Origin of the sequence: Sphingomonas sp. S-NIH.Pt3_0716, assembly GCF_003950715.1 — a bacterium.
GTDB classification, from domain to species: domain Bacteria; phylum Pseudomonadota; class Alphaproteobacteria; order Sphingomonadales; family Sphingomonadaceae; genus Sphingobium; species Sphingobium yanoikuyae_A.
Window position 1 is genome coordinate 1 of the sequence record NZ_QLJK01000062.1, and the last position, 9,521, is coordinate 9,521.

The following is a 9,521-nucleotide window of genomic DNA, read 5'->3' on the forward strand; positions in this document are numbered from 1 at the left end:
GCGATGCTCGCCAACCATGCGCACCGCGCGTTCGCGGACTTCAGGAGAAAACTTGTTCCGGGTCTTGCTCATAAAGAAAGCTCCTTCCCACAAATTGGAGCCTCCGGGAAAGCCGGGGCGGTTCACAGACAGTCCGAGGCATAATACCAGTGGGAAGGCCGTAACGAAATTTGCGGATGAAGATATTTCTTCGGATACAAAACGCGCCTGCAGTAGTTATTTTTTTAGCAAGTCATTGATTTGCGGCCCCCCTAGCCCTGCATCGGAAGATGCAGGGTTTTTACTTCTGTGTTTGTGTCGCAGCCTCTCCATCGATCTCGAAGCGCTCGCCTGATACCACTTGCGAACGTGGCAATCGCGACCTCCACCGCTCGGTCGCCGCCAGCCCTGTCCGCACGAGTTCAAGCGACCCTTTGCGCTCGACCCTGTTCTGGTGATGTGCGAATGCATGACGATCCAATCTGCAATGCTGGACATGACGATGGTGTTTGCCGATTTTCTGCGTAGTCGCAGGCGTAATCTGCTGAGTGCCCAAGACCTTGGAGCACTTGAGGAAGCGGTTGCCGATTTAAGGACATTGCCTGCCCGCAAGACCTTTATATCTCGCGATCAAAATGTCAGCATGAGTACCTATCTCATCGAAGGTATGATGTGCCGATACATGGATGACAGGCAAGGAGAAAGGCAACTCGTTGCGGTGCATGTGGCTGGCGATTTTGTCGACCTCCATGGCTACCCGCTGGGTCATCTTGATCATGACCTCGCGACACTGACCGCCTGTAAGATAGCGTTAGTGCCTCATGCTGCTCTCGATCAACTCGTCGCGACGCGCCCGTCACTCACGAAATTGCTATGGTTCAGCACGCTGCTTGATGCCGCCATGCATCGCGAGTGGATATTTCGTCTCGGTCGTCTCGATGCGATTGCGCGGGTCAGCCACTTCTTTTGCGAGACCGAAGCGAAATTGCGAGCGATCGGTCGAAGTGATGGAGCGCGTTTTGCTCTTCCTATGACCCAAGCCGATTTGGGAGAAGCATGCGGCATAACGTCCGTTCACATGAACCGCATGCTGCGTGAACTCAAAGATCGCGATCTCCTAGCAATCCACCGCCATGATGTTGAGATCCGTGATCTGAGAGGTCTGGCGCGGTTGGGTGAATTTGACCCTGCCTACCTGTTCCTCGACGAGCAGGACTGACGGAACCGCCGCTGGTGGCATATCGTTCTTGTGTCCTTGAGAAGGAGCAGAGCCGTTATGCCTACCCCAGGTATCCATGAAGAAGCCGGCATTGCCTCAGCCCACGCCGGATTGATCATGCTGGATGGACCGAACGGTATTGCAATAACGCTGACAGCCAATGCAGCAGAGGGGACGGGCCTTTCTCTTCTGCGTGCCGCCGAAATAGCGCGTGAGCAAGTGGCTGCAGGCGAAGACAAGGATTTTCCTGAAGAATGAAATTCTCCTGATTGATCTAAATCAATACTAAAAATCATTTCGGTATTGAATTGTATTTTTTATTATTGCTGCAATGCAACTTTAGGCATTTGCGGGGCTTTACTTTGCGGCTCGTGTGCAGGGGGATGAACGAGGCCTATCTCCGGTAGAGGATAGCCGCATGAAGATCGCTCAAATCGCTCCCCTTGCTGAAAGTGTGCCGCCCAAGCTTTATGGGGGTACCGAACGGATCGTCTCCTATCTCACAGAGGCGTTGGTGCATCAGGGGCATGAAGTGACCTTGTTCGCGAGCGGCGATTCGCAGACATCGGCTGAGCTTGTTCCGATTACGCCGGCGGCGCTGCGACTGACCCCGGGTATCGTCGACACCATACCTTATCATATGATGATGCTGGATGCGGTGCGGCAAAGGGCCGACGAGTTTGATGCGCTCCATTTCCATATCGATCTGCTGCATCTGCCCATGATCCAGGATTTTATCGGACGAACCGTCACGACATTACATGGTCGACTGGACCTTCCCGATCTGCCGCCATTCTACCGGTGTTTTGGCGATCACTGTCTCGTGTCGATCTCCGATCATCAGCGCCAGCCCATGCCACCGGTCAATTGGGGTGCGACCATCTACCATGGTCTGCCGGTCGATCTGCTGCAGCCCAGCCTCGGCGCCGGTGAGGGGTATCTCGCTTTCCTCGGGCGCATTTCACCCGAGAAAAGACCAGACCGCGCCATTCGCATCGCAGCCCGGGCCGGCATCGAACTGCGAATTGCCGCAAAGATCGATGCTGTCGATAGGGGGTATTGGGAAGAGGAAATCGCGCCCCTCATCAAACTCTATCCCAATATTCGCTTCATCGGCGAGATCAACGAACAGCAGAAAGCGGATTTTCTCGGGGGTGCAAGGGCCTTGCTCTTCCCGATCGACTGGCCCGAGCCTTTCGGTCTTGTAATGATCGAAGCAATGGCTTGTGGGACACCGGTCATTGCGTTCCGATGCGGATCGGTGCCCGAGATCATCGAGCATGGGCGCTCGGGTTTCATCGTGGACAGCGAGGACCAGGCGGTCGAAGCGGTGGGCCAACTTCGTCACCTTGAGCGCGCAAGGGTGCGTGGCGCGTTCGACGCACGGTTCACGGCTGGCAGGATGGCCGCAGACTATGCCGCATTATATCACAGGCTGCCGGGCGCCCGTACGGATGCCGCCTGGCTGCGTCGCCAGCGCGGCGAGGAGTCGGAATTGCAGATCGTCGCATAGGAGTCGCCATGTCGCTGACCCAACCGCAGCCAGGGGTGCCGGGCATTGCAGGAGGACAGGCGCTGTCACAGGCGCAAACCCAGTTCTTCATCCCTGCTACCGCTTCATTGCACGAGCGTCGGCCACGCACGCTCAAGCATGGAGACAGCTTTGCCGTCTTTGACCATAGCGGCGACGCCATATCCGGACCTGGCAGTCCCGAGGGTTTCTATCATCGCGATACGCGCCACCTTTCGCACCTTTATCTCACGGTCAACGGCATGCGCCCGATACTGCTGAGTTCGGCGCTACGCGACGACAATGCGATGTTGACCTGCGATCTGGCCAACCCGGATTTCCTCGGATCAGACGGCCGCGTCGAAGTGGAGCATGATCTGATCCATCTGCGTCGCAGCCGCTTCCTGTGGGAAGGCGCGATCTACGAACGGATCATTGTGCGCAATTTTGACATTGCAGAGCGCCGGGTATCCGTGGGCCTCTCCTTCGCTTCCGATTTCGCGGATCTGTTCGAGATACGGGGCATGACAAGATTGCGCCGTGGTACCATGCACGAGCCGAAGGTCGAAGAGGCCGATGTCCTGCTGGGATATAAGGGGCGTGATGGCCTTGAGCGGTCGACACATCTCCATTTTGATCCCGCGCCAGCCCAGCTGACGGCCGAGCAGGCGCTATTCGATGTCTCTGTTGCTCCCGGCGGTCGATGCACATTGTTCGCACGTGTTGCCTGCGAACAAATGAGCGAAGTTGATCAGCCCCTGCCCAAGCTGTTCCTCAAATCCCTGCGCGAGGCCATGCGTGCGCTGCAGGTTTCACGCCGCCGCAGTGCGTCGATGCGATCGTCCAATGACCTCTTCGATGCTGTGACGCGACGTTCGGTATCCGATATCTCGATGCTCTCCACCGGTACGGAATATGGTCCATATCCCTATGCAGGCATTCCCTGGTTCAGCACGGTTTTCGGCAGGGATGCGCTGATAACCGCACTCCAGACGATCTGGATGGACCCGGCTATCAGCCGAGGCGTGCTGGGATATCTCGCCGCGCACCAAGCGACGCATTTCGATCCAGCCGCCGATGCCGAGCCAGGTAAAATCCTGCATGAAGTGCGTCATGGCGAAATGGCCGAACTGGGTGAAGTTCCTTTCCGCCGTTATTATGGCAGCATCGATTCCACGCCGCTTTTCGTCATGCTGGCCGGTGCATATCTGGAACGCACAGGAGACCTTCAGTTTCTCGCCGGAATATTACCCAATATCGAGTCTGCATTGCAGTGGATCGACAATCATGGCGATCGCGATGGCGACGGCTTCGTTGAATATGGACGACTGACGGATCAGGGGCTGCAAAATCAGGGCTGGAAAGACAGCCATGATTCCATATTCCATGCTGATGGCAGTATTGCCAAAGGCCCGATCGCTCTCGCCGAAGTTCAAGCCTATGTTTATGGCGCGTGGCAGGCGGCGAGCAGCATTTATCGCGCAACAGGTGATCTGGATCGCTCGGAAGCCTATCTCGCTCGAGCCGTCGATCTGCAGGATCGTTTCGACGCGACTTTCTTTGACGCGGAACTGGGAACATATGTACTTGCGCTCGACGGGCAGAAGCAGCCCTGTCGCATTCGCTCCTCCAACGCAGGCCATGTTCTTTATACTGGTCTGGCTCGAACAGAGCGCGCACCTATGGTTGTGGCGACATTGATGGCGCCCGCCTCATTCTCCGGTTGGGGTGTGAGGACGATAGCGTCGACCGAGAGACGCTATAATCCCATGAGCTATCATAATGGGTCGATCTGGCCGCATGACAATGCGCTGATCGCCGCGGGCTTTTCGCGATATGGCTTTCAACGTCAGGCGGCGCAGATTTTCGAAGGCCTCTTTGCCGCTGCAACCTATGTTGATCTCCTGCGCCTGCCGGAGCTGTTCTGTGGTTTCCCGCGGCGGCGTTCGCAGGGCCCGACCTTCTATCCGGTCGCTTGCAGCCCCCAGGCATGGTCGGCAGCGGCTCCCCTGTCGCTCATCCAGGCCAGTCTGGGACTGGGGTTCAACGTGTCGTCCAACGAAATCATCTTCCGCCAACCGACCTTGCCGACATTTCTCGACAGTCTTTTCATCGCGTCGCTTCCATTGGGGGCGGGAGAAGCGGATATCATGCTCGACCGCCTCGGAGATACGGCGGTCGTCAAGCCGCAGCATCGTGACAGTCGGGTGAGGATCGTCACCATAGCGTGATCATCCTGTTTGCCCAAGGCGCAGAGATGAGCCGGATGGCAGAGGCCGATTGTCTCCCCCCGTACAAAGCGCCAGCCGGGCTGCGCATGACAGTTATGAGCGATCGGAATTTGAATGATATCACGCGAGCGTATCGACAATGGAGGATTGATCCTCTTCATCGCTGTCTCGACGGTCGGACTTGGTCTGATCATTTCGGGTTTCATCTCGGCATTGCTATGGGCGGCTTTGGCAGCCTTGCTGTTTCAGCCGCTTTACAGGCATATTCTGATCGATTGTCGCGGACGACGTAATCTGGCGGCAGCGCTGACGCTGCTCATCATCATCATTGCCGTCATCATGCCGGCCCTGATCATCGGAAGTCTCGTTGTCGAGCAGGCAAGCGGCGTTTACGCAAAGATCAGAAGCGGCCAGATCGACTTCGCAACCTATTTTGGTCAGGTTCATGCTGCCTTGCCGATGCGCATGCAACATTGGGTCGAGAATGCCGGCTTTGGTACGTTCGAACGGGCGCAGGCAAAAATTTCTCAGGCGTTGAGCGCCAGCGCCAGCATGTTGACGCAACGCGCTCTGACGATCGGCGCGGATGCGGCTGCTTTCGTACTCTCCTTCGGTGTGGGTCTCTATGTGAGCTTCTTTCTCCTGCGCGATGGGGAGGCGCTAGCACCCCAGATCATCAAGAGATTACCTCTCGAACACGCCATATCCCATCGGATCGCAGCGCGCTTCGTGATCGTTGTTCGAGCGACGATTAAGGGATCGGGAATCGTTGCCCTGGCGCAAGGCTTTCTGGGCGCCGCTACTTTCTGGATAGTCGGCATGCCGGCCGCCCTCTTATGGGGGGTGCTCATGGCGATTGCGGCCCTGCTGCCAGCGATCGGGCCTGCGATAATATGGCTTCCTGTGGCGACCTATCTGCTTGCGTCGGGTGATCTTTGGCAGGCCATCGCCGTGATCGCTTCAGGCGTCTTCGTGATAGGTCTTGTCGACAATCTCCTGCGGCCAATGCTCGTTGGTCGAGACACCGGGCTGCCGGATTGGCTCATATTGGTGACGACTCTGGGCGGAATCGAGACGCTTGGCCTTAGCGGTATCGTGGTGGGGCCGATCGCTGCGGCATTCTTCCTCACGGGATGGGATATATTGTCAGAGCAAAAAGGCGCTACCACGTGCGACTGAAGCGTGGATGGCCAGTCCGCGCAAAGTGCCCGGAAACACGAAATCGAACTGGTGGAACGATCAGGCGATTGCCGCATTGTCGGCAGACCAAAGGCGCCGCATTCAAGGTCTCCGATCATGTTCAAATATGTTGCGATCAGGCAGGAGAAGGGCCGCTGGCATGTCAGTGCCGAGAGTGGGCGGGTGGGAGATCCTGTTCTCAATCTCGAAAATGGGGGCTACGCCTCTCGCATGGATGCCCTGCAGGCCGCTATGATCTACGCGCAGGACAATCGCCTGGATATCGTCGAGATGGCTCTTTGACGCGAGCGGGACGCTGGCGCGACCGCGTCCTCAAACAGGCATTGGTCGTTCAAAATCCTGTTTCCGGTCTCGCGCAGCCCGAGCAAGTCAGAACCGATATCTTTCAATGTTGGGAGCGATGGTGACATGAGCATAATCGCTCATTTTTCGATCTTGTTCATACCCCTTACGGCGCGAAAGCGCAGCCATTCGTCGCACCCACATGAACAAGCAACACCCAAGCTTTGGTGCGCCATCTCGATATCATCGGGGACCAGGCATGGTTCCTAAGTCGATCCTCTTGCCACGAAATGGGTGGGTGCCAAATAATCCCGTCCTGCCAGTCAAGCTGTATATCGAAGTGGAGCCAAGGGAGCGGACGGATCTGGCCGAAACTTTCGAGGCACGCTTTCACAAGCATGGCTGGGAACCCGAATGGCGTGATCAGATCTACGATTATGATCATTATCACTCGACCGCACATGAGGTGCTGGGGATGGCATCGGGTCATGCCATTCTCGCGCTTGGAGGATCCAAGGCATTTGAAATCAAGGTCAGAGCCGGCGACGCGTTGCTGCTGCCTGCTGGAACCGGGCATCGCGCAATTGAGCAGAGCCGGGACTTTCTGGCAGTAGGTGCATATCCGGCGGGACAGAACTGGGACATTTGTTGCGTCGCGCCCAGCCAGACGATGCTGGATCGGATCAACAGCCTGGCTTTACCGAAATATGATCCAGTCACCGGAAGCACATTTTAGCCGCCAGCACCGCCGGCCTGCAGCCTGATAACGCTCAACAAGTGGATGCTCAAGATGGACCATTTCAGACATTGGGGCGTTCATTGCATCAAGGAGAGATTAAGCCGATGCACCTTCCCCCCGTCATGCATTTCGTTGAGACGCTACCCGCCCCGCTGCCGCAGATAGGCATGTTTTCAGATGCGGAAGAGCTGCAGCTTTCGGATGACCATATGCCGACCCGGTCTGCCACCGGACAATATGTCGCAATGGGTGGCGCGATGCTGCTGGCTGGGATGCTGCTGGCACGTGGGCTGCGGTAAGGGCCGGCCGGTCAACGTCTCCGAAATCGTAAACAGGAGCCCCTACATGCTGTGGACAATTCTTCTCGTTATCCTGATTCTATGGGTTCTGGGCGCGTTCGTCATCCCGATCGGGGGTGGTCTGATCCATCTCCTCCTGGTTCTCGCCGTCATTGTTCTGGTCTATCAGTTCGTCACCGGACGACGAGCCTGACCGGCCTGACCGAGCGCGTGAAAACCCATGCCAATTGCGATCGGAGATGACGCGATCGGCCAAGAGGAAGACTGGCATGCCGCACAAGGATGTTCGAGCCGTAAAGACAGCTAAGAAAGCCGGAGATAGAACGGAGAATATGGGTAGCTGCGGCACGGCGCAAAGTCCGGTTTCTGCAATCGAACAGTCGCACGGGACCTCCAAGCGGGCAAGGCCAATTCTGACGCTTGCGTTCACCGCACTCAGGCGCACCTAAGCTACGCCGTCGCGCAAAGGAATCTAGAGCGGCGTGTATCCACATCGTGGCTATCGCGCGCTCCGGCTTGTTGCCGGCCAGCTGACGCGCACATGGTCCCGGTAGACCGCGACGTGCATCAAGTCCGCCTCCTGGCACACATGCTCAGTCATGCCGACGCACCTGAAACTCTTCGCGAAATCGCACTGATCGAGATCAATGTCAGCCGATTGCCCAGGAACGGCCTGCCTGGCCAGGGATTGATCTTGGTGTTGGGTGGCATCTGCCCCTGGCAGAATTGGAGAGTATCATGAGCATTGAAGGTAAGGCCAAGGAAGCCGCCGGTTACGTGAAGGAAGAAGCCTTCGAGCACGGCAAATCGCCTGAAAGCCAGAAGAAGGCTCAGGAAGGTCGGGATCTTCGCAATGAAGGTCGAATCGAAGACGGCAAGCCGCCGAAGACCGACAAGCCCGGCACCGGCGACTGACAATCTTCAGGGTCAGAATGCGCCGCCCCAGACGGGGCGGCGTTTTTCGTTGGCACTCAAAAGGCAAACCGGACAATGTCCATCATAGTACTCGGCAAGGAGCGAACATGGCAGAGCGTCTCACCATGCAGGATCCACGCACGCAATATCCCAGGCCGCCATTCCCCGAGCAACCGCAACCTGCTCCGGGCATCGCCGCGAACATGAATCCAGAACCTGATCATGGCGAGGACAGCTATGTCGGTTCAGGAAAGCTTAGCGGCCGCAAGGCGCTCGTGACCGGTGGCGATAGCGGCATCGGGCGGGCTGCGGCCATCGCCTTTGCGCGAGAGGGCGCCGATGTCGCCATTTCCTATCTTGCGAGCGAGGAAGCTGACGCAAGAGAAGTGATCGAGCTGATCGAACGAGAGGGGCGCAAGGCCGTCGCGCTACCGGGCGACATCACCGACGAGAGCTGTTGCCACAAGCTTGTCAATGAGACGCTTTCCGGTCTCGGCGGGATCGACATCCTCGTCATCAATGCTGGCCACCAACAATATCGCGATGACGTCACGGCCGTGAGCTCGGAAGATTTTGATCGCACACTCAAGACCAATCTCTATGCCATGCACTGGATTACGCAGGCGGCGGTTCCTCATCTTCCAGCTGGAGCATCCGTGATCACCACAGCATCGGTGCAGGCCTATGAGCCATCGGCTATTCTTCTGGACTATGCCACGACCAAAGCAGGCATTGTCGCCTATACCAAGGCGCTTGCAACGCAACTGATCGAGAAGGGTGTCCGAGCCAATGTGGTCGCGCCCGGCCCATTTTGGACCGTACTGCAACCCAGTGGGGGGCAGCCGCAGGAAAAGGTCAAAAAGTTCGGGGAACAGAGCCAGTTCGGTCGTCCTGGCCAGCCTGTCGAGATCGCGCCGATCTATGTTCTTCTTGCCTCTCAGGAAGGCAGCTACATCACTGGCGAAGTGTATGGCGTGACTGGGGGAGCAGGTATCGCTTGACCATGATATGGCCCCACTTAGAGTCCGTTTGGAAAATCAGGGATGAGCGTTTCGGCGTAGTAGGTTTCCACCCATGGCGACGAGGATCATCGCCTGTGAGACGTCGATGCGCTTTTCGTAGTCGCGGACCAGACGGCGCCATCGGG

At 57.3% G+C, this 9,521-nt stretch carries 11 protein-coding genes and 1 pseudogene; 11 read left to right on the forward strand and 1 reads right to left on the reverse strand.

Annotated features, from left to right (window positions below; translation table 11 throughout):
• The first annotated feature begins 481 nt into the window (after positions 1 to 481).
• The 11 genes from BRX37_RS25345 (at position 482) to BRX37_RS25390 (ending at position 9,375) form a co-directional block, all read left to right on the forward strand.
• Positions 482 to 1,198, forward strand: a complete 717-nt coding sequence (locus BRX37_RS25345) for a Crp/Fnr family transcriptional regulator (RefSeq protein ID WP_026109599.1) — start codon at positions 482 to 484, stop codon at positions 1,196 to 1,198.
• Between the two features lie 57 nt (positions 1,199 to 1,255).
• Positions 1,256 to 1,456: a hypothetical protein gene (locus tag BRX37_RS25350; RefSeq protein WP_080727390.1), complete on the forward strand. Its 201-nt coding sequence runs from the start codon at positions 1,256 to 1,258 to the stop codon at positions 1,454 to 1,456.
• 160 nt (positions 1,457 to 1,616) lie between these two features.
• The gene (locus BRX37_RS25355; protein WP_017503093.1) at positions 1,617 to 2,711 is read left to right on the forward strand and encodes a glycosyltransferase family 4 protein; all 1,095 of its coding nucleotides are present in this window, start codon (positions 1,617 to 1,619) and stop codon (positions 2,709 to 2,711) included.
• Positions 2,712 to 2,719: 8 nt separating this feature from the next.
• Positions 2,720 to 4,939: an amylo-alpha-1,6-glucosidase gene (locus BRX37_RS25360; protein ID WP_125990214.1), complete on the forward strand. Its 2,220-nt coding sequence runs from the start codon at positions 2,720 to 2,722 to the stop codon at positions 4,937 to 4,939.
• A gap of 114 nt (positions 4,940 to 5,053) precedes the next feature.
• A complete protein-coding gene (locus BRX37_RS25365) occupies positions 5,054 to 6,118 on the forward strand; it encodes an AI-2E family transporter (RefSeq protein ID WP_017503459.1) in 1,065 nt (354 codons plus the stop codon).
• A 117-nt stretch (positions 6,119 to 6,235) separates the two neighbouring features.
• Positions 6,236 to 6,421, forward strand: a complete 186-nt coding sequence (locus BRX37_RS25370) for a hypothetical protein (RefSeq protein ID WP_017503458.1) — start codon at positions 6,236 to 6,238, stop codon at positions 6,419 to 6,421.
• A 202-nt stretch (positions 6,422 to 6,623) separates the two neighbouring features.
• Positions 6,624 to 7,157, forward strand: a complete 534-nt coding sequence (locus BRX37_RS25375) for a cupin (RefSeq protein ID WP_318276948.1) — start codon at positions 6,624 to 6,626, stop codon at positions 7,155 to 7,157.
• Positions 7,158 to 7,282: 125 nt separating this feature from the next.
• On the forward strand, positions 7,283 to 7,459 hold the full coding sequence (locus BRX37_RS25380) for a hypothetical protein (RefSeq protein ID WP_318276950.1): 177 nt from the start codon (positions 7,283 to 7,285) through the stop codon (positions 7,457 to 7,459).
• Between the two features lie 46 nt (positions 7,460 to 7,505).
• A complete protein-coding gene (locus BRX37_RS25385; protein ID WP_017503455.1) occupies positions 7,506 to 7,652 on the forward strand; it encodes a lmo0937 family membrane protein in 147 nt (48 codons plus the stop codon).
• A gap of 545 nt (positions 7,653 to 8,197) precedes the next feature.
• Positions 8,198 to 8,374, forward strand: coding sequence for a hypothetical protein (locus BRX37_RS26975; RefSeq protein WP_007711008.1), 177 nt, complete (start codon positions 8,198 to 8,200; stop codon positions 8,372 to 8,374).
• Between the two features lie 107 nt (positions 8,375 to 8,481).
• Entirely contained in the window at positions 8,482 to 9,375 is an 894-nt protein-coding gene (locus BRX37_RS25390) for an SDR family oxidoreductase (protein ID WP_026109678.1), read from the forward strand.
• Positions 9,376 to 9,411: 36 nt separating this feature from the next.
• Here the strand turns inward: BRX37_RS25390 and BRX37_RS25395 are convergent.
• Positions 9,412 to 9,521: pseudogene (locus tag BRX37_RS25395) on the reverse strand (IS5/IS1182 family transposase); the annotation flags it as partial.